We start from the raw sequence: 25,189 nt of genomic DNA on the forward strand, positions 1-25,189 counted from the left end.
AGTTGAGCAGTAATAGAATAATATGCCAAATCAAACAAAAAACCGCCCAATTAGCTTCTGTCTTGGGCGGAATGTAAATGATAGTTATTTCTTTACAGCATGGATATAATGAATCGTTTCAAATGCCGTTAAATAGTCTGACCGATTATTAAAGAAACGTTCATTGATCTTTGTTGGTGATAAATGTTCATAAATGAGTAAACCTGCTTTTTCTAACATATTTTCGAGTTCGTCGTAAGAGAAACACGATTGCATCGGTTCTCCACCTGCTGATGCCATCTTTAGCATGTTTTCAACTCGGTTGTACATTCCTTTTTCTTCAAAAAGCTTTTCGTCTGCATAATCAAGAACGATTGAGCTACCTGGTGGGACATTGGTAAATAAATGGTTGAACAAGCTTGAAATCTCCTCTTTTGTTATATAATAAGAAACACCCAGAAGGCTAAAGAACGTTTTTTTGTCACCATCAAATTCATCGTCTAGGAGGCTTAGGTCGGACCATTTATTCGAGAAGTCCATCGGAATAAAATGAAGATGGCCGGGAATTTGAAAATGTGTATCAGCTAATCTTTTCTTTTTAAATTCCTGTGTAGCTGGATGGTCAATTTCAAATATTTTTAGACTGTTTTCTAACTCGGGATACCTGAAGCAAAAAGTATCTAAACCAGCTCCAAGAATTACATATTGTTTTACACCTAATACCACTTCATGAAGTAACACTTGTTCACAAAATGCAGCACGGGCCAATGGTGTTGGGGAAAGTTGTACTTGAGTTATCCATTTTAAAATTTCATCTGGTTGATTTTGAAACTTCCGACCAATATCTTGATTGATAAACGATATCCCTTGAATCATATTTTCACTGATCTTTGAAAACTCTTCTTCGGTAATGAGATCTTTTGCAATAAAATCATCGAAAATCTTTGGTGTATCGTATTGACTATGGTAGGCTCGAGCGAAAGCTGAAATTAAGGAAGTAATACTAGATTTATTTTGCTCCATTCTGTTACCCTCCGTATAAAAAAAAGATTCCCCTGGCCAGGAGAATCTCATTATACACATAAAATATACAAATGTAAATTATAGCATAAATTATTTTTCTTGTCAAATTTTTAGATTGTAATTTACAATAATAATCCAACGGAAGTGTAGCATTGGGTACAAATAATGTCACTGTTGGTTGTTTGTTCTTGAGTAATCAGATAATTAATGAATCAAGGTCCATGTTTAAGCTGTTTTTGGCTAAATATTATTCCGAATACTCTGTAGTTTCTCTATAGAAAGTTTTTGGGGAAAAATGTGAATTTCTAAAGCTTGTGTTTGTATAACTGTTTAGACAGTTGGTCAATTTTGGCTGTTGTATCTTTCTATAAGGAGATATTAGTTTTCAAATTTCATGTAAACAAACAATTGTACAGTGTTTTTATGGAAGGCTGTACTTAAATTATTTTGAATTATTATTGCTAATCTTTAGTTTGGTATGAAATTTGCAATAATATATATAAAGGGGGGGATAACAGTGGAAAAGTTAAGTTTTCATGACAAGTATTCTGTTTTTCCGAATAAACAGCATTTTTTGCAGCAGCATTCCGCAAATCCTTTTGCTGAGGAAGAAGAACTTCTCGCCTCGATGATTGACAAGTTTGTGGAAGAACAAGTGACTCCAAATTTAGATAAACTAGAAGCACATGATTATGACGTTGCTCGTGAATTGTTTCGAGCTACAGGTGAACTAGGTTTGTTAGGAGCTGAAGTACCTGAAGCATATGGTGGTTTGGAAATGGGCAAGCGGACAGCGGGTATCATTGCCGAGAAATTGGGATATGGTGGGTCGTTTAGCGTATCTTTCAATATCCATACAGGTGTGGGCACATTACCATTTGTGTATTTTGGAACGGAAAAGCAAAAAGCACGCTATTTACCGAAACTGGTGTCCGGAGAGTGGATCGGAGCATATGCATTAACAGAACCAGACGCTGGATCAGATGCACTATCTCCTAAAACAATTGCCAAGAAAACAGAGTCGGGATGGGTATTAAATGGGGAAAAACAATGGATAACGAACGCTCATATTGCACAAGTGTACGTCGTATTTGCGAATACCATAGAAGGAATTACCGCTTTTATCGTGGAGCGTGACCAACCAGGTGTGTCTATAGGTCCAGAAGAAAAGAAGCTTGGGATCAAAGGTTCTTCGACAGCAACCTTGATTTTAGAAGATGTTCCATTGGTAAATGATGCTATTCTTGGCGAAGTTGGAAAAGGGCACAAAATTGCTCTGAACATATTAAATTTAGCCCGTTTAAAGCTCGCTTTTGCAAATATTGGGACTTCCAAGCAAGCGCTTCGTATTGCTGTAGAATATGGGAAGGAACGAAAGCAGTTTAAGCAAGCAATTATTCACTTTGAGATGGTGCAGGAAAAACTAGCCAATATGGCGCTTGAAATTTATGGAGCCGAAAGTGCTGCGTATTATACTGCGAGTATGTTAGACGAGTTGGATCAAGATACAGAAGAGATATTGGAAAGACTCAGCGACTATGCGATGGCTTGCTCTATTAACAAAGTAAAAGCTTCAGAAGCCTTGGATTATGTTATCGATGAAGCAGTGCAAATTCACGGTGGGTATGGATATATGCAAGAGTACGAAGTGGAGCGTATCTATAGGGACGCCAGAATTAATCGAATCTTTGAAGGGACGAATGAAATTAATCGTCTCACAACTGCTAAAGCATTTTTAAAGCAATATACAAAAGATAGTTCTGTTGTTCCGCCTGCTGAAAATGAAGAAAATATGTTTATTCGTTATGCAAATCAGTTGTTGCGCTATGTTTTGAATGCGCTTTCTGAAATGGGTAATCTCCAGCAGATGAATCAATTTTATTTGCATCGAATAGCTCTTATATTAGAAGATATTTATCTGATGAAAGCTGCAGAGATTAAAGCTGCATCGGAAAAGAACTCGTTAGCTGCGCAATTAACCGACGTTTTATGTGAGGAAACATTCAGGCGGATTGAAAATCATACAACAATGTTTTTGGCTTCTATCCCAGCCAAAAGTGAACAATATGAGGAACAAATAAGCGATATCCGCTCATTACCTGTGACGTATTCGAATGTATTTGCCAAGAAGCAGGCAATTGCCAAAGAGATTATTGACCATAACGGCTATTAAACTCTACTTCAATGGAAGCTTTTACTTCATAGAGGCATTGTATGAGTAAATGAACACACTAAAAACTAGTACGAAATATCTTTAGGAAGAAGTAAATAAAAAGGGGGAAGAGCATGGAGCGAATTGGTTTTATCGGTTTAGGAAAAATGGGCTTGCCAATGGCAACTGGATTAGTGAAAGAAGGTTATTCGGTTACTGGATATGATATTAATGAAAAGGCTACGCTTACGTTTAAGGAGCGAGGTGGAGGAATTGCAACGAGTATCCATCAAGTGCTGGCTGCATGTGATATTATTTTGACGAGCCTCCCATCAGTGAAAGCGGCTGAAGAAGTATTTTTGGGTGAAAGGGGGTTAGTTGAGCAAGGTGACAGCAGTAAAATATTGGTTGACACAAGCACTGTTTCCCCTGAGCTAAATCAAATGCTTGATAAATCGTGCACAGAAAAAGGCATTCCTTTTCTCGCTGCACCAGTAAGTGGTGGTGTAATTGGCGCCGAACAGCAAACGTTGACCGTTATGGTCGGAGGAAAAAGAGCTGTATATGAGCGAGTCTTACCAATTTTTGAAGTAATCGGCGGGAATATTTTTCATGTGAATGAACAGATTGATAGTGGTACAACTGTGAAATTGATTAACAATTTGCTAATCGGGTTTTATACAGCGGGAGTAAGTGAAGCACTGCATATTGCCAATAAAAAAAATATTGATTTAAATGATTTGTATTCGATGCTCAGTGTTAGCTATGGGCAAAGCCGTATATACGAACGAAACTATCAAACGTTTATTGCTAACAATGACTATGAACCAGGATTTTCTTTGAAGTTATTGCGTAAAGATTTAGAGTTTGCCATGCAAGTTGCTGAAGAGAATCAACTCGACTTACCAATTAGCAAAACATTATTATCTTTGTATCAACAAGTGGAAAAAGAAGGCTATGGAGATCAGGATATGGCTGTTCTTTATCAACGGGTATTGGAACAGTCGAATAAAAGGGAGGCTGCGAAATGATTTCTCAAGAAGTAAAAGTAATGAAAAATTATATTGGCAATAAATGGGTTACATCAACTGGAACGGAAAGGCAAGATATTCCTAATCCAGCAACGGGAGAAATTATTGCTCAAGTTGTACTATCTACGGAAGAGGATGTAGATCAGGCAGTAGTGGCTGCCAAAGCAGCTTACGAAGAATGGGCTAATGTACCTGTTCCTAACCGTTCACGCTTATTATTTAATTATTTGCAACTGTTAAAAGAGCATAAAGAGGCATTAGCAAAAATAATTACGATGGAAAACGGAAAATCATTGCGAGACGCAAGGGGAGAAGTGCAACGGGGCATTGAGGTCGTAGAATTGGCAACTTCAACACCAAATTTAATGATGGGTGACGCGCTACCGCAGATTGCCAGTGGTATTGATGGATCTATTTGGCGTTATCCGCTAGGTGTAGTCGCAGGGATTACACCGTTCAACTTTCCAATGATGGTCCCTCTTTGGATGTATCCACTAGCCATTGCGTGTGGAAATACATTTGTTTTAAAAACGTCAGAAAGAACACCGGTGCTAGCAGAACAGTTAGTAGAGTTATTTTATGAAGCTGGCTTCCCTGATGGTGTTCTGAATCTGGTGCATGGTGGAAAAGAGGTCGTCAATCGTGTATTGGAACACCCGGATATTGAGGCTATTTCCTTTGTGGGTTCAGAACCAGTTGCAAAGCATGTGTATCAGACTGGTACTGCCCATGGAAAGCGCGTGCAAGCATTGGCAGGTGCGAAAAATCATGCCATTGTCATGCCGGATTGTAATTTGGAAAAGACAGTGCAGGGTGTTATTGGTGCAGCATTCGGAAGCAGTGGTGAGCGCTGCATGGCTTGTTCTGTCGTAGCGGTTGTAGATGAAATTGCCGACGATTTTTTGGAATTATTAATAGAAGAAACGAAGAAATTAAAGGCTGGTGACGGCTTAGATGAAACGACATTTGTCGGTCCATTAATTCGTCAGTCTCATAAAGATAAAGTGGTGCGTTATATTGACAAAGGGGTAGAGGAAGGTGCTGCGCTCTTAGTAGATGGAAGAATCATCAAGGAAGAGACACCAGGTGGCTACTACGTTGGTGCGACTATTTTTGATCATGTTACACCAGATATGACCATTTGGCAGGATGAAATTTTTGCCCCGGTATTAAGTGTTGTTCGAGTGAACGATTTACAAGAGGGCATTGAGCTTACAAATCAATCGAAATTTGCAAATGGAGCTGTGATTTATACAGCAAGCGGGAAGTCAGCACAAACATTTCGAGAGCAGATTGATGCTGGGATGGTTGGTGTAAATGTAAACGTACCTGCACCAATGGCTTTTTTTGCATTTGCTGGAAATAAAGCCTCATTTTATGGGGATTTAGGAACGAATGGAAAAGATGGTGTGCAATTTTATACGAGAAAGAAAGTGGTAACGGAGCGCTGGTTTTAACATGATCATGTAATTAAAATAAGCTTGCTTTTCGTGGGTGTTAGTCACGAAAAGCAGGCTTTAGCACTATTTCTCTCTACGCCATTGCGCAACTTCTGTCATCCCTCTTCAACTTGAAAAAAAGATTCAACCAGGGAATGAGTTATATCTGATAACTGCTTATATTGATAAACAGGCTGCCTATCTTTATCGATAACGACAGATCTAACTCCTTCATAAAAGTCGTTTGTTTTTAAGAAGTTCTGGGCAATGATAAGGTCGGTTTCCAGACAAGCGGCGAGCGATTTGTTTTCTCCGCGTATGAGTTGTTCCAACGTAACTTTCAAGGAAATAGGCGATTTGGATAGTATCGTATCTTTTGTCTCGACAGCAAATGGGTCAGAATCCGAGTTAAGAGAATCAATGATTTCCTCGATGGTTTGAAATGCAAAATGCCGATCGATCTGTTCCTGATTGTTAGATAACAAGCTTTTGCCTTCTGGGGTGCTTTCAACAATCTGGATTAATTGGGTTAATTTTGACTCTACATCCGTTTCCTGTAACCAATTGACAGCATGGATTGCCTCTATCAAATGTTGTAATTGTGTTTCTGTTACATAGTAGTCACCAGCATTGGCGAATAATATGTCCTCAGCTGTTATGATATTGGATGTCAGAGCTAAATATCGTCCTGCGTAACCAGGAGCTTGATTAAGGAAATAAGCTGCACCAACATCTGGGAAGAAGCTAATGTTCATCTCAGGCATCGCCCATTTCGTTTTTTCTGTTATAATGCGGTGGCTTGCTCCATATGAAAGCCCGACACCTCCCCCCATTACAACGCCATCAAGTAACGCGATGATAGGCTTAGGAAAATTAGCTACAAGCTTATCCGTAGCATATTCAATTCGGAAAAATTCCATCGCTTTTTCAAAAGCTTCATGGTTTTCTTTTGCGTGATATAATGTTTTTATATCTCCACCTGCACAAAATCCTTTTTGACCTTCTCCCTTTAGGATGACAATACGCACATCAGGATCTTTTTCCCATGCTAATAATGCATCGTGAATTGGTAGAAGCATATCTATCGTTAAAGAATTAATCGCTTTTGGTCGATTTAATGTAATGGTTGCAATTCCTTGCTCTGGTTTGGAAAGTAAAACCTCGCTCATCGTTACGTTACCTCCTATGTATTATTGGTGGCGAAAATCAGGCTTACGTTTATCAACAAAAGCTTGAACCCCTTCTTTGGCGTCATCTGTTAAGAATAACTCCCCAAAGATTTCATTTTCTCTTTGTAAGCCATCTGCAAAAGATCTCCGTGCGCCTTGAACGACGCTTTCAACAGCTCTCGTAACACTTTGCATACTATTCCCCTCAACAAAGGAATGAGCAATTGTTTTGGCAGTAGTCATTAGTTCGTCCGCGGCAACCGTTACTTGAACAATGCCTAATTCCTGTGCCTGATGACTGTCAATATGTTTCCCGGTAAGGATTAATTCTAATGCCGTTGCTACGCCAGTAATACGTGAAAGTCGTTGTGTTCCGCCGAATGATGGGACAAGGCCGAGTTTTACTTCAGGCAAACCAACTGTTGCTTTATCAGAGGCAATTCGGTAGTGGCAGCCCATGGCTACTTCTAGTCCTCCGCCAAGTGCTGGTCCATTTATTGCTGCAATAACAGGTTTTTTCATAGCTTCTAACTCATTGCATAAGTCCTGCCCTGCCTTAGACATATCAATTCCTTTTTGATAGTCTCCCATGGCAGGTACAAATTCTTTAATATTCGCACCAGCTGCAAAAAATTTTCCAGCACCAGTTAAAATAATAGCATGTGCATCGGATTGATTTTCAATTTGTTGGAGTGTTGCACGCATTTCCGTAATCATAGCTGAAGATAGCGCGTTTGCCGGCGGTGAATCTAATGTCAAAATAGCAATGTGTTCTTCATAGGTTACTGTTAGATGATTTAATTCCATATCAAGCTCCTCCTTATCTAATGCAAAGATTGCTTTTGTATAAACAAAGCAAATCCTATGCCAAAGCTTACGTAGCGCATTAAGTTTGCATGCTAAAAAAATGGGAGAGGCGCTCAGAAGCTTTGAATTCGTTGATTTGTTTTTTTTCTCTTCACTTTACAATGAGAACCAAATTTAAAACTAGCATTCTAGTTCATAAAAAATCATGTATAACTGTCTATACAATTATACATGATATAAAAGTGATTCCACAAATTACTATTCATCTTTCATTTATTGATTGCATTGATATGTGTCCAAATGGGAAACAGTGCAATCATTTTCAGCAAATCAATGACCGACAGTTCAAATTAGGCGGCCTAGCCGATAACGCGGTAATTTTTATGAGCTACGACGGTCGTAGAAAAGCTGTGGTTTAATTGAGTTAAATTATGTGCTTCTGAAATATCAACAATAATACTTCGCTTACAACTTGAAGGCAGCACCTTTCCTTGTAATACAACGTCTTCCTTTTTAAATTCGATTATATCTCCTGGCTTGGCAGTTTTTGTATCGGGTTTAAACATAATATACCTCCTCTTTGTCAAAAAAACCTCTGCATGAAATTTAATGAATTTGCTTGCTATGAAGCAGCTCTAATTGTTTTTTTAATTTGTTTAATTCTCTTGTTTGTTCTCTATATTTGTGTTCCAATGCATGGAATGATTCAGATAATTGATTGATATTGGATACGGTTAAGCCGATTGTTTGCATCATACAACGAATTGTTTCTTTATCATCTACTTGATGAACTGCGGGGTCGGCCTTATTTTCAAGATTTTGTTTGTCTAAGACCGCGTATTCTGTTACTAATAAATTTTCAATCTCGGTACAACTATACCGTTCTTTTTTACATTGTTTAATGTATTTTAAAACATCAATTGCTTCAGGAAGATAAAAATTTCCTTCTTCCTCTTGAACTTTGGGTACATACATTGCAAACTGTTTTACCCATGTTGTCAGAATGGATGGTGGAACACCTACAATATGTGATAATCCTTGAAGGCTTAGTAATTCCACTAATGTCACCACTTTCTTAGGTAAGGTTATATGAAGTTGATCAAAAAGCACACTAAAAATACGTCCCGAATTTCTATGTTGACTTTGTTTCTCCGCCTGTTTTGAAAAGAGAAGCGTCTTCTTTAGCGTATGAATGAGTTTCGAGGAAGCAATAGACTAACTGCCCCTATCATCTTTTGCTAACCCCCCTAGGTTCTGGGAGGGGCATAGCAATCAACGCACCCTATTCAAGCTCGTTACCCAAAAATTTTACCGCCCAGGACGTGTTCGTGTCAGCACCTGAACAGGACAGGGAAACTACGCATTACAAGTGGAAAAAGTGTTTTCTCTTTATTCAAGAACGCCTGAGACCTTAGCCTACCTCGGTCCTTTTTACTCGCTTTTTGACTACTTATTATAAGATATACTTTACCTGCAAAATAAATTACATAATATATGATATTGCATGGACATGGTAGCATTATGTAAAAATTGTGGAATAAATAAGTAATTTGTCTGAGATTAAATGAGGCAGATTGCATACAGTGGTGTAAAGAGTGGTGGCAGAAGCGTTTAAACAAAGATGTATATAGGAAAAAGTTAATAACTGGTTGACGATACCTGAATTTTTGTAATATACTTTATTCAACAATGTTGAATAAAAGGAAACCTAATCGAATATTTATATAATTAAACACAGCGCAGCTATGCAATTTATTAATCCGCTATGTAACTGGTAGGAAGCTCCGCCCTTCCATGCTACAAGTTGAAAACCAAGGGTAAATCTAGAAATCAGTTGCTCGTCAATTGTCCGATCCTGTTCTGAGGTCGCTAGGTCGTATCTTTGTGATATGAACAAGTAACGAGGGGGTTTTCTTATATTTGGAGTAACAAATCGAGGTTAATATCCTGCTTTATATTGAAAACGCATTCTTTTAGAGGTGCCCTTCTTCGGTGGGATACGAGGTATAACCTGCTGTGAGCATATTCCGAACGCCATATAGAGGTTCAACTTTAAAGTGTCAGCTAGTTGTACGAAAAAAGCGTTGGCATAAGGAAGGTCATCTACTGTTAAGAGAGGGGGAGGAAAATGAATTATCCTGATTTTATTCATCTTAAGGAAGTAGGTCCAAGAGATGGTTTGCAAAATGAGAAGGTGTTTATTGACACAGAAGATAAAGTAAAATGGATTAATATGTTATCCGACTCAGGAATTGGAGAGATTGAATATTCTTCATTTGTACATCCGAAATGGATTCCTCAATTAAAAGATGCTCGAGAAGTAGGCAGAAAAATAAAGCGGAATAAGAACGTGTTTTATTCTGCACTTGTTCCAAATCTAAAGGGTTTAGAGCATGCTTTAGAAGCGGGAATTGATGGAGCATCTGTATTCATGTCTGTCAGTGAAACACATAACAAAAAAAATATTAATAAAACTGTTGCAGAAACGTATCCCGTATTACGCGAAGTGATCAGAGAAGCAAAGACGGCAGGTAAGAATGTGACTGGTTATGTGTCAACCGTTTTTGATTGTCCCTATGAAGGGAAGGTGGAGCCGGAGCAAGTACTTCGTGTATGTGATCAGCTGATTGCTGATGGAGTAGATGCAATTTCATTGGGAGATACGATTGGAACAGCAGTACCTTCACAGGTCGAAAGACTTTTGGAACGGATGCTGTCGCATTTTAATCCGGAACAATTAATTCTTCATTTCCATGATACGCGAGGAATGGCAATAGCAAATATTTTGACGTCCCTGCAGTATGGCATTACGCACTTTGATAGTTCAGTTGGCGGCTTGGGAGGTTGTCCATATGCAAAAGGAGCGGCAGGGAACGTAGCAACAAATGATGTCCTCTATCTGTTGCATGGTTTGGGAATTAAAACCGGTATTAAAGAAGAGAAAATGCAACAAGCTGCTTTATATATACAAGATAAACTTGGCAAACAGCTACCGAGTAAAACGGTAGCCTCTCAGGCAAGTAATTATTAGAAAGACTTTTGTTTTTTGCCTCTATAAAGCTCTCTTTGAAATAATATTTCAATATTACGTTTAAAAAGAAAAAGTGATATGTCAAGTAGAAAATAAATTAAATATGAAGTTATCAAGGTACAACTTGTTTAAAAAAGGCATTAAGAAACTAGACCAGTAATTAAATGTAAAATATTGAAATTGATGAAAGGATATGAAAGCTATTTAAGCTTCAGTTATCTACGCTACTACCATCCAAGTTCGAATCATCAAGGTGCACAGCCTACGTGTATGAAGGTCGAAACGCACATTGGGAAACAGTCTTTATAATGTGGTCAAACCCACAAGGAGGAAAAAAATTGTCCTAAATGATCCTAAGACCATAATTTAGGAACATCTTAGAACGTCCAAGAAATGGACATATCCAGTAATAGCATGCGCAGGTAATAAGTAGCTTGGAACGCAAGGCGTCGACTCCTGTGGGAAAAGCATGAGCCCCCGGACCCCGCAACGAGCGCTTTTTGCGAGTGAGGAGGCTCAAGAAGACCTGAGGAAAGCGTCCGCCTGTAGTGTAAAGGGACGAGTTCAACGCACGTATAAAATTCTCAAGCAGTAAAACAAATTAAAATGTAACAAACAATGGGCGAAATAATAACGTCTAAATATAATATACGAGGAAGGATAATAGTATGAAAACCGCTAGAAATCCAAAAAGTGTTCATTCTCCCGTGGCGCCTTATGTGCATCAAATCGAAGTTTCAAACCCGATGAGGTGGTTAACCATTTCTGGACAATTAGGTATGGATGTAGATGGAAATGTCCCGGAGAATCCTTTAGAACAATTGAAATTGACATTTCAAAATATAAAAAATAATTTATTGAAAGCTAATATGGAAATAAAAGATAATACGAAATTGGTATTTTACTTAGTCGGAGAAATAGATGCCACAGAACGAAAAAAAGTGATAAGTGATTTTTTAGAGGACCATCTGCCTTGCACTACGATGGTGTATGTAGTTGCTTTAGCAGCACCTCAATTTAAAGTTGAAATTGATGCCTGGGCATGTAAAGAAGCGTAAAATTTGCTAGTTTATAACTGGATGGCACGAATGAAAAATACATTTCCTTCGTTTCTTCGTTGTAGTTTTCATTACTACAATTTACGAAAACGGCGGATTTTTTATTCTCTCTCCAAGCAGTCTACTAATTTCTATTTAAAAATAATTAAATTAGGTATTGACCTAATTTATTTTCTCCTATATGATGGTACTGCGTCCGGTGCAATCGTTTGCGCAAATAATGCAGATAGTTTTATAAACAGTAAAGTTTGAGCTTATTATTAAGCTGTTTATTAAGAATTTACAAATAATTTAAGTGTATGTAAGTCAATGTGACTCCGGAAAACGATTGCACAAAATGGCTGTTTTTATTACCATGGAGAGGGGAAGGCAACATGGAGAAGATGTTCTCATTTGATTTCTGGCAGAAATTAGGAAAGGCGCTGCTCGTTGTAGTTGCAGTTATGCCAGCTGCTGGAATTATGATTTCACTAGGAAAAGTTCTTGCGATGACTGGAGATATTTCGTTTATTCTAACTGCTGGTAAAGTGATGGAAGACATAGGTTGGGCGATTATAAATAATTTACATATATTATTTGCAGTTGCTATTGGAGGAGCATGGGCGAAAGAAAAAGCAGGAGGGGCTTTTGCAGCATTACTCGCATTTATTTTAATGAACCGAATTACTGGTGTCGTTTTTGGTGTAACAAATGATATGTTTACGGAAACGGAAGCTACGGTCAAGTCTCTGTTTGGCAGTGAGCTCGTTGTAGATAATTACTTTACAACCATTCTAGGGGCTCCAGCGCTAAATATGGGAGTATTCATCGGGATTATTTCGGGATTTGTCGGGGCGATCATTTATAACAAATATTACAATTATAGTAAATTACCACAAGCTTTATCTTTTTTTAATGGCAAGCGATTTGTTCCTTTTGTAGTAATCCTGTGGTCTGTTATCATCGCTTTTGTTATGTCAATTGTTTGGCCATTTATCCAAGGATTAATTAATGATTTTGGGATTTGGCTTGCAAGCTCGAAAGATTCAGCGCCGTTCTTAGCGCCATTTACGATGGGGATGCTCGAACGTCTCTTACTACCATTCGGTTTACATCATATGTTAACTGTTCCAATCAATTATACCGAACTAGGTGGGACGTATACGGTTTTGACAGGGGCTACAGCAGGTGAGACCGTAGCTGGTCAAGATCCATTATGGTTAGCTTGGGTATCTGATTTGGTTAATTTAAAAGCTGCTGGAGATATGGAAGCATATAATAGTTTGTTACAAGACGTGACCCCAGCTAGATTTAAGATGGGGCAAATGATTTTATCGACAGCTGTGTTAATGGGTGCAGCATTAGCGATGTATCGTAATGTGGATAAAGACAAGCTTGCAAAATATAAATCCATGTTCTTTTCTGCGGGTATTGCTGTATTTATTACCGGTGTAACAGAACCGCTTGAATTTATGTTTATGTTTGCAGCTCCACTACTCTATTTTGTCTATGCTGTTGTAGCAGGATTAAGTTTTGCTGTTGCTGATCTGATCCATTTGCGTTTGCATTCTTTTGGTTTAGTCGAATTTTTTACACGGTTACCAATGGCTATAAATGCAGGACTTCTTGGGGATGTCATCAATTTTGTACTCACATGTCTTGTGTTTTTCGTATTTAGTTATTTCTTATTTTATTTTTTCATCAAGAAATTAAACTTATCGACGCCTGGACGAGCTGGAAATTATTCGGATGATGATACTGCAACAACGAGCGCAAATGGTAAAAAAGGAGCGGCTCAACAAGGGGATGAAGAAGTAATTACGATTGTTCATATGTTAGGTGGTAAAGAAAATATTGAAGAGGTAGATGCATGCATGACTCGCTTACGTGTGTCATTGAAAGATGTAAAACAAGTTGCTCCAGAAGCTGATTGGAAGAAAACAGGCGCACTGGGACTTGTCGTAAAAGGAACGGGCATTCAAGCTATATATGGACCTAAAGCGGATGTCTTGAAATCGAAAGTGCAGGATTATTTGGAGGATGAATCGTGAAGATATTAACGTTAAATTGCCATTCTTGGCAGGAAGAAGCGCAATTAGAAAAACTGGCTATTTTAGCACAAACGATTCATAAACAATTCTACGATGTAATTGCATTGCAGGAAGTAAGTCAGTCCATTGCAGCTAGGCGTATAAGCGGAGAGTTAAAAGAAGATAACTTTATTCTTTTGTTACAGCAGGAATTACAAGCGTTAGGATCCACTTATGAATTTGTCTGGGACTATGCACATATCGCCTATGACCAGTATGAAGAAGGAATTGCTTTATTAACGAAGCACAAGGTGATCAGCAAGCAGTCATTTTTTGTAAGCGAGAGTGAAGATCTGTCCTATTGGAAAACTCGGAAAGCAGTTGGCATGACCATTGATATAGACGGAAAAGTGCTTGATTTTTATTCCTGTCATATGGGGTGGTGGAATGATGAGTCCGAGCCTTTTCGGAGGCAAATGGATCAATTGGTACACTGTGTCTCTAATGGCCGCCCCCATTTCTTAGCTGGTGATTTTAATAATGAAGCTGCAGCAGAAAATGAAGGATATGACTATATTCAACAGCTAGGTTATTACGATACGTATCAATTGGCAAAAGAAAAGGATGCTGGTATCACTGTACAGGGGGATATTGCAGGCTGGACAAATAGCAATCCGGAAAAGCGCATTGATTATATTTTTTCTTCTGAGAAGGTAAACGTTATTCGTTCCCAAGTCGTTTTTAATGGATCAAATTTGCCAATTATTTCTGATCATTTTGGGATTGAGGCAACTATTGTGTTGTAAGGGAGGAAAGATAAACTGTAAAGTATTGAAGTGACAATAAACGGATCTAATTTATCCCGCATATAAGGTGCTATAAGACACCCACTTCAAGAGCTGAATAAACCTGTACTGCCACAAGTCTAAATGGAAAATAACAGCACCTAAATGCCCTATTTCGTAAGCGGCCTTTAGGTTTTATACCATTACGGTACTAGCAATCAGTGAGGGATGAGTGAAAACCTCCATTGGTTTAAGATTCAACTTTATAGATTTTTAATATTTTAATAACTAACAATATAAAAAGCAAATCGAAGAAGGAGTAGACAGCGATGAAAAAAATTTGGTGGAAAGAGGCAACCGCTTATCAAGTTTATCCACGTAGCTTTATGGATTCCAATGGCGATGGAATTGGCGATATTCAAGGTGTCATTAATAAGCTGGACTATATAAAGGATTTGGGCATTGATGTTATTTGGCTGAGCCCCGTTTACCAATCGCCAAATGATGATAATGGCTACGATATTAGTGATTATCAAGCAATAATGGCTGAATTTGGTACGATGGAAGACTTTGATCAATTATTGGCAGAAGTTCATCAACGTGGGATGAAGCTAATTATGGATTTGGTTATTAACCATACATCTGACGAACACCCTTGGTTTATTGAATCCAGATCATCAAGGGATAACCCATATCGGGATTATTATATTTGGCATAAAGGCAAAAATGGTCAGGAACCAAATAATTGGGCTTCTATATTTGGCGGGTCTGCATGGGAATATGACGCAAAAACAGAAGCCTATTATTTACATGTTTTCTCAAGAAAACAGCCTGATTTAAATTGGGAAAACCCAGAAGTACGCCAAAGCTTATATGATATGGTTAACTGGTGGCTCGATAAAGGAATTGATGGCTTCCGTGTTGATGCTATTTCTCATATTAAAAAGAAATCAGGTTTTCCGGATGTACCAAATCCAGAGAACAAAAAATATGCACCTTCATTCGCAGGTCACATGAACCAAGAAGGGATTCATACCTTTTTAGAAGAATTAAAACAAGAAACATTTGCGAACTATGATATTATGACTGTCGGCGAAGCAAATGGTGTTACAATCGAAGACGCGCATTTATGGGTTGGTGAAGAACAAGGGAAATTCAATATGGTGTTCCAATTTGAACATCTCGATCTTTGGGGCAAAAGCATTTCCGGTGGTTTAGACATTCACGCTTTGAAACAGATATTAACAAAATGGCAAAAAGGTTTAGAACAGAAGGGTTGGAATGCTTTATTCTTAGAAAACCATGACCAGCCTCGCTCTGTATCTACTTGGGGAGATGACAAAGCGTATTGGCAGGAATCTGCAAAATGTCTAGCTACACTTTACTTCTTGATGCAAGGGACACCATTTATTTACCAGGGTCAAGAAATCGGTATGACCAATGTGCAATTTGATTCTATTGAAGATTATAATGATGTTTCCATCAAAAATCTATACGCTGAAGAGCTGGAAAATGGCAAAAGTCACGAAGAGATTATGAAAATTATTTGGAAAAACGGTCGCGATAATTCAAGAACACCAATGCAGTGGAGTAACCATGAAAATGCTGGCTTTACTACAGGAACACCATGGCTTAAGGTGAATCCAAACTATAAGCAAATTAATGTCGAAGATCAACTAGCTGACCCAAATTCGATCTATCATTATTATCGTAAATTGGTTCAGTTAAGAAAGGAAAATGACATATTTGTTTATGGACGTTATGACCTTATTTTAGAAGACCACAATCAAATATATGCTTATACAAGAACGCAAGCTAATCAACAAGTATTAATCATTACAAATCTATTTGCTGAAGAAACGGAGTTTGTTTTACCTGAGACTGTTAAATCAAGAAATGGCAAACTGCTGCTTGGCAATTATGCTAGGGAAACAGCTGATTCAATCAATCATATTCAGTTAAAACCATATGAAGCTAGAGTGTATGAATTAGTATAATGTAGCAAACAAAGAGGTTAGGATGTCACAGAAACGGACAACCTAACTTCTTTGTTTATCTAGAACTTTTATCAGATAGGGCATGATAAAGCAGGCAAAAATTTAAAGTAAGATTTGACGTCCATTTTCTTCTATTCTATGATTAAATATATTTAAAAGTATAGCAAACGATAACGAAAACTTTCGATAACTGCTCTATTGAAAGCTTGCATCTGTACTAAAATTTAATAAATATAGCAATGATTGCTTTTGCAAACTCGTACAACCTCAAAATGATAGGGACTAAAAAGTGGAAGGAGAGAATTATCATAAATCTGAATAATATTGGTGCAAAAATAAAACAAATGCGTTTACGGGCAAAGAAAACACAGCAACAGGTTGCAGATGAATGTGGCATATCAAAAAGTTTGCTATCTAAAATAGAAAATGGGCAAACAGCATCAGCGATTGCTACATTATCTAAAATAAGTGAAGCATTAAAGGTTCCGTTATCGTGGCTACTAGATGATCACGAAGATCGTGATCTCGTACTACTTCCTCGCAACAAACGACAATTTAAGGTGGGAGACGATAACATGGGATATTCCTATGAATTGCTGGCTAATCGCTCCCAGTTTACAGGAGTTGAGCCGACCATTGTTCATGTTACACCAAGAGATATGAATGTGAGAGAAGAGTCTTATACCCATTCCCAAGATGAATTTATCTATGTTTTGGAAGGCGCTATCCATTTGCGTTATGAAGGTAAAAAACACTATATGGAACAAGGCGATAGTGCCTATTTTAAAGGGGATAAACCCCATTTGTTTATTCCAGTCAATAATGAGCCAGCACGAGTGCTGACCATTTTCATTGATAATAATCTGTAACAAATCAGTGAAGCAAAAGCTCAGCTGCATCATTTCTTACCCCGACGTTCTAGTGGGTAGCATTGTGGATTATTTTGGAGCCATGAAAAAGGGGAAGAAAATGCATGTAACGTTAGCTTTTGTAAGTATTCAAGCTTTTGTTTCACTGAAATATATTTAGTCGGTTGAAGATATACATAAAAATTTGATTGGCTTATCCGTTTTATTATACCAATAATGTGGTTTGGAAGAATCGAGAAATACGCAGTCATATGGTTGTAAAACATCTACGTAATCATCTACCTCAATCGTCAGGGTACCTTCTAATACGTACAAAAATTCCTGACCTTTATGTGAAAAATTATTTCCGCGATTTGCCCCTGGATCAAGAATAATTAAATTTGGAATAAACGCCGGATCTTTCATCCCACCAGATAAATCTTTATAAATAAAGCGATTCTCTGTTAAATTTGTCGTATCTACAATATTTCTAGTAATAGCAGAACGAGTTTTTTCGTTTGTTTCACTAAAAAAATAACTAGGATTTACTCCTAACGATTCGGAGATTTTTTTAAGTGACTCTAAAGTAGCAGATGTTTTTCCATGCTCTAATTGTGATAAAAAGCTAATCGATAATCCAGTTTGCTGAGAGATAATTTTTAACGTTATTTTTTTTCGTTTGCGTAGTTCATTTATTTTTTTTCCGATATGTGTGGTTTGTGTCATGGATTAGCCTCCTTTAATCTATTTAGATTTCTTTAGCACTGTGATTTTATAGACTTTGTAATAAAGTGAATCTACAATCAGTGGAGGTTTTCATTCATCCCCCACTGATTGTTAGTACCTTAATGGTATAAAACCTAAAGTCCGCTTACGAAATAGGGTATTTAGGTGTTGCTATTTCCCACTTAGACTTGTGGCAGTACAGGTTTATTCAACTCTTGAAGTGGGTGTCTTATAGCACCTTATATGCGGGATAAATAAAATTTCACTTTTGGCTAACGTTTTGAGTAGAAAACCGATCCTGATTATCATTCAGAATGAGTTGACGAAAAAGCTGAAACTATCATATAATTTAGTTAACCATAATTTAAGTAATACTTAAATAGTTTTAGGGTAAAATTTTTGAAAATTACTATCGTTTCCACTATATTGTACGGGAGAAAGTATCGAACTTTTGAACCTACCGTTCATCGAACATAGTGAATCATTTTGTCCAAAGGCGGATAAGAGGTGGAAGCGATCTTCATCGTTTTCAAATTTTAGTATCCAAGGTTATGGTTTTTAGCAGGAATTTTTTAAAATAATTGAAAACGCTTCCTGTGTTTAGGGAGAATGATTTTTGAGGAGGTTTTTTTGGATGGTAGTACCTTATAAGCATGAGCCGTTTACAGATTTTACAGTCGAAGAAAACAGACAGCAGATGCTAGCAGCCTTAGAAAAAGTAGAGAAAGACCTTGGCAAGGAGTACCCATTAATTATTGGTGGCGAACGCATTACGACAGAGGAAAAAATTATTTCTGTAAATCCTGCGAAAAAAGATGAAGTAGTTGGCTATGTTTCCAAAGCCAATCAAGAATTGGCTGAAAAAGCAATGCAAGTAGCAGATGAAACATTTACAACATGGCGTAAATCCGATCCGAAGTTCCGAGCTGATTTGCTATTTCGTGCAGCAGCTATTATTCGTCGCAGAAAACATGAATTTACTGCGCATTTAATAAAAGAAGGCGGTAAACCGTGGAAAGAAGCTGATGCAGATACTGCTGAAGCGATTGACTTTTTGGAATATTACGGCAGACAAATGCTTGAACTAAAAGATGGTGTAAAAGTCAATAGCCGTCCAATTGAACATAACCAATTTCATTATATACCATTAGGCGTAGGTGTTGTTATCTCACCGTGGAATTTCCTATTTGCTATCATGGCGGGAACTACTGTTGCTGCTATGGTTACTGGAAATACGGTATTATTAAAACCAGCTAGTGCGACACCAGTTATTGCATATAAATTTATGGAAGTATTAGAAGAAGCTGGTCTTCCAGCGGGTGTGATTAACTATATTCCCGGGTCTGGGAAAGAGGTCGGGGATTACTTAGTCGATCATCCCCGTACTCGTTTTGTAAGCTTTACAGGCTCACGTGAAGTAGGGACACGTATTTTTGAACGTGCAGCCGTTGTACACGAAGGGCAGAAGTGGCTAAAGCGAACGATTATCGAAATGGGTGGAAAAGATACCATTGTTGTGGACAGCGAGGCCGATTTAGAGCTAGCAGCTCAATCTATTGTTCAGTCTGCCTTTGGCTTCTCAGGTCAAAAATGTTCTGCTTGTTCTCGTGCTGTTATCCATGAGAATGTATATGACGAAGTGAAAGCACGTGTTGCAGAGTTAGCGGCGAAAACAACCGTAGGCGATCCGCATGATAATTCCTATTACATGGGACCAGTTATTGATCAAGCAGCATATGATAAGATAATGAGCTATATCGATATTGGCAAGCAAGAAGGAGAACTGCTAGCTGGCGGAGAAGGCGATGATAGCAAAGGCTGGTTCATCAAGCCAACCGTATTTGCAGATGTAGATCCAAAAGCTCGAATTATGCAGGAAGAAATATTCGGGCCAGTTGTTGGGCTAACAAAGGCGAAGAACTTTACAGAAGCGATAGAGATTGCGAATAATACCGAGTATGGATTGACAGGAGCGGTGATTACAAACAATCGCGCCCATTTAGAGCAGGCTAGAGAAGACTTCCATGTTGGAAATCTATACTTTAACCGTGGTTGTACGGCAGCGATTGTAGGCTATCAACCATTTGGCGGATTTAATATGTCTGGAACGGACTCAAAAGCAGGAGGACCAGATTACTTGATTCACCACATGCAAGGGAAAACAACTTCGGAAATGTTTTAAACTGGGTAAAGCAGCGGGGGGAAAGTAAATAAGGGACTTTCCAAAATAGAATAATAATATCTCCCTCTGATTGCACCAATAGTCGCAACCAGAGGGAGATAGCTTTTACCCCATTATATAACTGGAAGGAAGGCCTGGTCTTTTATTCTAGAGGGCGAGAGTTGATTATCCAAGTGCAAGTCAAATCCCATTTCTATGCAAAGGTCTTTAAGGTCACGCCTATTACAGTGTGAACAAACCGTGGAGTCTAAGTCCTTTAGATGGAAAATTTATTCTTATATTAAAAAGCTGGCACTATCCTGCTATAACGCTAAAATTTTATCTAAACGTATGAGTTCAAAAAGGCAAATAGGTCAGAGGTCTGTTAATGTCCTCAGATATCCTTTAAAAAGAGAAATAACTTTATCTGCGTGATCCGACGACTCCGAAGTTTCCCTGTCCTGTTTAGAAACCGAAACTAGAAACGTCCTGGCGCCCTAAGTTCAAGACGCAAAGTTTTTCAAGTAGCGCGCTTGTACAGGATATACTGACCTCTATGTTGCCTACAAGATGTGAAGGTTTTAGGAGAAGATCAGATATGTATGCAAATACATGGCTACAAGTATAAGCTTCTTCGAAAACCATTCTCACGTAGGAAAAGGGTGACCCTCTCTTTCCAGGAACGGAGAAGCAGGCTAACTGGCAACAGCGATGTGTCATTTTTAGCTTACTTTTTGAACAACCTCTATAAAAAGTTTGGGGATAGTTGGGAGGTAAGATTATATGGAGCAAATAATGCGGAATTTCTTTTTATTTCTATCAAATAATAAAACGCTTACAAAAGCGGCGAAAAAATACGGCTTTCGTTTTGGTGCTTCCCGGTTTGTAGCTGGTGTGGATATTCACGAAGCAGCGAATAAAATTAAAGCTTTAAATGATAAAGGGTTTGTTGTAACTGTTGATCACTTAGGCGAGTTTATTGATAGTGAATTTGAAGCGAAACAGTCTGCGGAAGAATGCATCACGGCTATCAAAGTAATTGCTAAAGAACAATTACAAGCGGAACTATCTTTAAAACTGACGTCACTTGGGCTAGATATATCGCATGAACTTGTCATGGAGAACATGCGCAAAATATTACAAGCAGGAAGAGAGCAAGGGGTTACAGTAACGATTGATATGGAAGACTATGCGCGGTTAGAGCAAACATTAAAGATTTTTACAACCTTAAAGCAGGAATTTGATAATCTAGGAACGGTATTGCAAGCTTACTTGTATCGTGTAGAAGAAGATTTACAAGCGTTAAACGAATATAATCCGTATTTACGGTTAGTGAAGGGTGCGTATAAAGAATCGGAAACCGTTGCTTTTCCAGACAAAGCCGATGTAGATCAAAACTATAAAAAAATAATTAAGCAAAATTTGTTAAATGGAAATTATACTGCAATAGCCACACATGATGATAATATTATTGCATACACGAAAGAACTCGAACAAACTTATGATATACCAAGTGAACAGTTTGAGTTTCAAATGCTGTATGGAATTCGTCTCGAGCTGCAGGAGCGATTGTTGCAGGAAGGCTATAAAGTTCGAATATATTTACCTTATGGAGATGACTGGTTTGGCTATAATATGCGTCGTTTAGCAGAACGCCCAGCTAATGTAGCATTTGTGTTGAAGGGGATCTTTAAAAAATAGCCCGGATAGGTTGAAAAGAGGTGCTCCAGAAGCTTGATAATAGCACAAAACACCGCTGCGATAAAAGTAAGAATGTTACAAAAAACAGCTTGTTCGCTTCCTTTTTTATGTGTATAGGAAACGATAAAATTAGGTGCTTGTGGATAAGGGAATAACTGAATAGCCACGTCCGGCTTCAGCGCCCAGCAACGATGCGACTTTAGAAATGCCCTACGATAAGTCATCATCAGTTCGTCACTAAGAGGAAGGCCGACTAAAAACGGGCTTGCCGCTCAGGCGTCGGCATACCCCTGTTTTTAGTGGCATGATTCCTTTATCCCGTAAAAAGGCGTTGTAGACTCCCACTTCAAGAATGGAAGCGGTAAGCTAAACAAGTCGAAGTGGGAGGTAACAGCACCTAAATCCCCGATTCGTTCAAGGGCCTTTAGGTCATACCCTGGTGGTACTAACAATCAGCAGGGATGAAGAAAACCCCGCTGATTGAAGGTTCACTTTATTTTTCGGTGATTCGTTCCATTCGCTACGTTGCTAAACGGGCGCCCCGCGCTTTTGTTAATCGAGAATGAAAGGATTGTTTTATGTTAATTTTATCGGAAAAAGAAATTCAGACCCATTATTTTATGCAGGATGCTATTAGAGATTTAAAGCAGGGATTGCAAGCAAAAAATAATGGAATGATTAAGAATCCACCCCGGACAGTGATTGAGATACCGAAATATAATGCTTCTGGCTTGTACATGCCGAGTGCGGATTTATCATTAGAGATTGCTTCTGTAAAAGTAGTAAGTATTTTTCCAGAGAATCCAAAACAGCAAAAACCGACTACACAAGGTGTATTACTGCTTACAGATGCTACAAACGGAGAACATATTTGTTTGATGACTGCGTCTTTCTTAACGAGGTTACGGACCGGAGCTTTAAGTGGAATTGCTACGGAAAAAATGGCGCGCCTTGATGCTAAAACTCTAGGGGTTATCGGTACTGGTTCCATGGCCTTTGAACAAGTATTAGGTGTGTTAGCTGTTCGAGATATAAAAGATATTATTTTATTTAATCGTACATTCGAAAGAGCAGTGTACTTTAAAGAAAAATTGCAAGCCTGGGGAGTAACGATCCCAATTCAGGTTGTGCAAGATGTTCAAGATGTCATGCAATCAGCTGATATTGTCGCCTGTAGTACAAGATCAAATACTCCTGTGTTTAATGGGAAGGACGTTCAGCCGGGCACACATATAAATGGGGTCGGGTCCTTTCTTCCTACGATGAGAGAGGTGGATGTAGAGACGATCACAAAAGCTGATCAAATCGTGGTGGATGACTTGGCGAGTGCGAAAGAAGAAGCGGGAGAATTAATCTATGCAGCGGAACAGAGTGATTGGAGCTTTTCAAATGTTGCTGCGCAATTAAATGAGTTGATCGAATACCCAAATTTGATTCGTCCGTCTGATGAGGCGATTACCTTTTTTAAGTCGGTCGGGACCGCCTATTTTGATTTAGCTGTAGCTAGAGGTATTTACGCAAAAGCTATCTCACTTGGCTTCGGCCAAAAGATGCATTGAGTTGCTTGTTAGCTGCTTGAATGATGGTCAAAAACCAGTTAAATGCCTACCATGAGTTTAGCAGATTTCTTTGGAGCGATTTTGAATGGCTACGATTTAAAAGGAAAAAGATAAGAATTCATAATAGGAATGGATAGTAAAAGATTATTAGAAAACGATGTCATTTTACCTTACACTAAAGGTAGGAGGGGATAAAATGGCATTTTATTATGAAAAACTGGACCATGTGCAGCTGGCTGCGCCAAAAGATCAAGAACAAACGGCGAAAGATTTTTATGTTACCTTTTTAGGTTTTCAAGAAATCGCTAAACCCCAAGCTTTACAAAAAAATGGCGGTATATGGGTGCAATCGGGAGATGTTCATTTGCATATTGGGGTAGAAGAAGACTTTACACCTGCTAAAAAGGCTCATCCTGCTATTTACGTAAGGAATTTGGTCGAATTGAAAAAACATGTAAGAGATCACGGTGTTCCTATTGTGGAAGACGAACGATTGCCTGGTTTTCAACGTTTCTATATCTTTGATCCATTTGGGAACCGGTTAGAGTTTTTGGAGAAACGATAACCCATTTTTTCTCCCTGCTGGTTAGTTTATGAGCTGGATCAACCCCCATGTCGCCAAGTTTAAGCGCGTAGTCTAACTGCCCTCGAAAAAAGTTCTTTAGGAGATCTTACACCTTTGGACAAGTAACGATTATTAATGGGTGCATGAAAATCCCACTAAAAACGGTGTTTTTTATCAGAATAATAATAATGTTAGTTTAATTTGAGGGGGGGTTGTTTCTTCATTGGTAAATGCTATACTAGTTACATTCCAATAAAATATGGTTTTCATATAATAGCAAGAATAGGGCTTGCGAGTTTCTACCGGTTTACCGTAAATAAACCGACTATGAAAATAACTGATCTGAATTGTATTTATTCCTAATACGGTTCTTTTGCCTTTTACTCGAAAATCAGTTTCCGTTCATAGTTTGGCTTGCGGAACAGGGGTTTTCGAGTTTTTTGTTGTACTTAAAAAGACGGTCTAAAGTTAGTGTGTGCAACGAAATCATTATTTTTCAGTAGCGTTGTCTTGTGAAACATGGAAACTGTTGTATCAATAATGACTCAGAAAGGAAGCATAACATCATGGAGCGTTTAAAACAGAAAATTTTAGCAGAAGGAAAGGTATTATCCGATTCGGTTTTGAAGGTAGATGCTTTTTTAAATCATCAAATTGATCCCGCATTAATGGCGGATATTGGTAAAGAATTTGCCGATCGGTTTGCTGATGTCGGAATAACGAAAATTTTGACCTTGGAATCTTCAGGAATCGCACCAGCAGTAATGGCAGGCTTAATACTAAAAACACCAGTTATATTTGCGAGAAAACGCAAATCATTAACGTTAACAGACCACCTTTATTCAGCAAAAGTCCATTCATTTACGAAACAAGAAACAAATGAAATTTCTATTTCGCAATCATTTATTCATCAAGACGATACGGTTTTAATTATTGACGACTTTTTAGCTAATGGACAAGCGGTATTCGGTTTAATTGATATCTTAAAGCAAGTTGGTGCAAATATTGCTGGAATTGGGATTGTTATTGAAAAAAGCTTCCAAGACGGAGGCAAAATGATTCGCAATGCTGGCTATCGTGTAGAGTCACTTGCAAGGATCGCGCATTTATCTGAGGGAAATGTCACCTTTATAGAGGAGGAAAACTAGC

20 protein-coding genes and 1 riboswitch are annotated in these 25,189 nt (G+C 38.2%); of the genes, 14 read left to right on the forward strand and 6 right to left on the reverse strand.

Annotated elements, in window-relative coordinates; translation table 11 throughout:
* Positions 1 to 84: 84 nt before the first annotated feature.
* A complete protein-coding gene (locus KBP50_RS04260) occupies positions 85 to 1,002 on the reverse strand; it encodes a class I SAM-dependent methyltransferase (RefSeq protein WP_050350146.1) in 918 nt (305 codons plus the stop codon).
* Positions 1,003 to 1,513: 511 nt separating this feature from the next.
* Here KBP50_RS04260 and KBP50_RS04265 point away from each other — a divergent pair.
* From KBP50_RS04265 to KBP50_RS04275, 3 genes are all read left to right on the forward strand, one after another.
* Entirely contained in the window at positions 1,514 to 3,175 is a 1,662-nt protein-coding gene (locus tag KBP50_RS04265) for an acyl-CoA dehydrogenase family protein (protein WP_128743289.1), read from the forward strand.
* A 113-nt stretch (positions 3,176 to 3,288) separates the two neighbouring features.
* A complete protein-coding gene (locus KBP50_RS04270; protein ID WP_050350148.1) occupies positions 3,289 to 4,185 on the forward strand; it encodes an NAD(P)-dependent oxidoreductase in 897 nt (298 codons plus the stop codon).
* Positions 4,182 to 5,642, forward strand: a complete 1,461-nt coding sequence (locus tag KBP50_RS04275) for a CoA-acylating methylmalonate-semialdehyde dehydrogenase (RefSeq protein ID WP_050350149.1) — start codon at positions 4,182 to 4,184, stop codon at positions 5,640 to 5,642. The genes KBP50_RS04270 and KBP50_RS04275 overlap by 4 nt, the downstream gene beginning before the upstream one ends.
* Positions 5,643 to 5,740: 98 nt before the next feature.
* Here the strand turns inward: KBP50_RS04275 and KBP50_RS04280 are convergent, their stop codons facing one another.
* The 4 genes from KBP50_RS04280 to KBP50_RS04295 all read right to left on the reverse strand — a co-directional run bounded on the left by KBP50_RS04280 (position 5,741) and on the right by KBP50_RS04295 (position 8,671).
* Positions 5,741 to 6,793 carry an enoyl-CoA hydratase/isomerase family protein gene (locus tag KBP50_RS04280; protein WP_050350150.1) on the reverse strand — a complete coding sequence of 351 codons (1,053 nt, stop codon included), beginning with the start codon at positions 6,791 to 6,793 and terminating at the stop codon, positions 5,741 to 5,743.
* 21 nt (positions 6,794 to 6,814) lie between these two features.
* The gene (locus KBP50_RS04285; RefSeq protein WP_050350151.1) at positions 6,815 to 7,600 is read right to left on the reverse strand and encodes an enoyl-CoA hydratase-related protein; all 786 of its coding nucleotides are present in this window, start codon (positions 7,598 to 7,600) and stop codon (positions 6,815 to 6,817) included.
* A gap of 359 nt (positions 7,601 to 7,959) precedes the next feature.
* A complete protein-coding gene (locus KBP50_RS04290; protein WP_050350152.1) occupies positions 7,960 to 8,166 on the reverse strand; it encodes a YkvS family protein in 207 nt (68 codons plus the stop codon).
* Between the two features lie 40 nt (positions 8,167 to 8,206).
* Positions 8,207 to 8,671, reverse strand: coding sequence for a MerR family transcriptional regulator (locus tag KBP50_RS04295; protein WP_175609429.1), 465 nt, complete (start codon positions 8,669 to 8,671; stop codon positions 8,207 to 8,209).
* A gap of 1,057 nt (positions 8,672 to 9,728) precedes the next feature.
* Between KBP50_RS04295 and KBP50_RS04300 the strand changes: the two genes are divergently transcribed.
* The 6 genes from KBP50_RS04300 to KBP50_RS04325 all read left to right on the forward strand — a co-directional run bounded on the left by KBP50_RS04300 (position 9,729) and on the right by KBP50_RS04325 (position 17,349).
* Positions 9,729 to 10,631: a hydroxymethylglutaryl-CoA lyase gene (locus KBP50_RS04300; protein ID WP_050350154.1), complete on the forward strand. Its 903-nt coding sequence runs from the start codon at positions 9,729 to 9,731 to the stop codon at positions 10,629 to 10,631.
* A 668-nt stretch (positions 10,632 to 11,299) separates the two neighbouring features.
* Positions 11,300 to 11,689 carry a RidA family protein gene (locus KBP50_RS04305; protein ID WP_050350155.1) on the forward strand — a complete coding sequence of 130 codons (390 nt, stop codon included), beginning with the start codon at positions 11,300 to 11,302 and terminating at the stop codon, positions 11,687 to 11,689.
* 374 nt (positions 11,690 to 12,063) lie between these two features.
* Positions 12,064 to 13,719, forward strand: a complete 1,656-nt coding sequence (locus KBP50_RS04310) for a PTS transporter subunit IIBC (protein WP_050350156.1) — start codon at positions 12,064 to 12,066, stop codon at positions 13,717 to 13,719.
* Positions 13,716 to 14,504: an endonuclease/exonuclease/phosphatase family protein gene (locus KBP50_RS04315; RefSeq protein WP_050350157.1), complete on the forward strand. Its 789-nt coding sequence runs from the start codon at positions 13,716 to 13,718 to the stop codon at positions 14,502 to 14,504. The genes KBP50_RS04310 and KBP50_RS04315 overlap by 4 nt, the downstream gene beginning before the upstream one ends.
* A 308-nt stretch (positions 14,505 to 14,812) precedes the next feature.
* Positions 14,813 to 16,480: a glycoside hydrolase family 13 protein gene (locus tag KBP50_RS04320; protein ID WP_050350158.1), complete on the forward strand. Its 1,668-nt coding sequence runs from the start codon at positions 14,813 to 14,815 to the stop codon at positions 16,478 to 16,480.
* A 272-nt stretch (positions 16,481 to 16,752) separates the two neighbouring features.
* Positions 16,753 to 17,349 (forward strand): helix-turn-helix domain-containing protein, encoded by a 597-nt coding sequence (locus KBP50_RS04325; RefSeq protein ID WP_050350441.1) that lies wholly within the window; start codon positions 16,753 to 16,755, stop codon positions 17,347 to 17,349.
* A gap of 156 nt (positions 17,350 to 17,505) precedes the next feature.
* Here the strand turns inward: KBP50_RS04325 and KBP50_RS04330 are convergent, their stop codons facing one another.
* The gene (locus KBP50_RS04330; RefSeq protein ID WP_050350159.1) at positions 17,506 to 18,054 is read right to left on the reverse strand and encodes a helix-turn-helix domain-containing protein; all 549 of its coding nucleotides are present in this window, start codon (positions 18,052 to 18,054) and stop codon (positions 17,506 to 17,508) included.
* Positions 18,055 to 18,688: 634 nt separating this feature from the next.
* On the opposite strand from KBP50_RS04330, the gene pruA reads away from it, so the two are divergent.
* The 5 genes from pruA (at position 18,689) to KBP50_RS04355 (ending at position 25,188) form a co-directional block, all read left to right on the forward strand.
* Positions 18,689 to 20,236, forward strand: coding sequence for an L-glutamate gamma-semialdehyde dehydrogenase (gene pruA, locus KBP50_RS04335; RefSeq protein ID WP_050350160.1), 1,548 nt, complete (start codon positions 18,689 to 18,691; stop codon positions 20,234 to 20,236).
* 762 nt (positions 20,237 to 20,998) lie between these two features.
* Positions 20,999 to 21,916, forward strand: a complete 918-nt coding sequence (locus KBP50_RS04340) for a proline dehydrogenase family protein (RefSeq protein WP_050350161.1) — start codon at positions 20,999 to 21,001, stop codon at positions 21,914 to 21,916.
* Between the two features lie 578 nt (positions 21,917 to 22,494).
* Positions 22,495 to 23,475 (forward strand): ornithine cyclodeaminase family protein, encoded by a 981-nt coding sequence (locus KBP50_RS04345; protein ID WP_050350162.1) that lies wholly within the window; start codon positions 22,495 to 22,497, stop codon positions 23,473 to 23,475.
* Positions 23,476 to 23,671: 196 nt separating this feature from the next.
* Positions 23,672 to 24,040, forward strand: a complete 369-nt coding sequence (locus KBP50_RS04350) for a VOC family protein (RefSeq protein WP_050350163.1) — start codon at positions 23,672 to 23,674, stop codon at positions 24,038 to 24,040.
* Between the two features lie 246 nt (positions 24,041 to 24,286).
* A riboswitch (purine riboswitch) is annotated at positions 24,287 to 24,388 on the forward strand.
* Positions 24,389 to 24,606: 218 nt separating this feature from the next.
* Positions 24,607 to 25,188, forward strand: coding sequence for a xanthine phosphoribosyltransferase (locus KBP50_RS04355; protein ID WP_050350164.1), 582 nt, complete (start codon positions 24,607 to 24,609; stop codon positions 25,186 to 25,188).
* Position 25,189 lies beyond the last annotated feature (1 nt).

Source organism: Virgibacillus pantothenticus (assembly GCF_018075365.1).
Lineage (GTDB): Bacteria > Bacillota > Bacilli > Bacillales > Amphibacillaceae > Virgibacillus > Virgibacillus pantothenticus.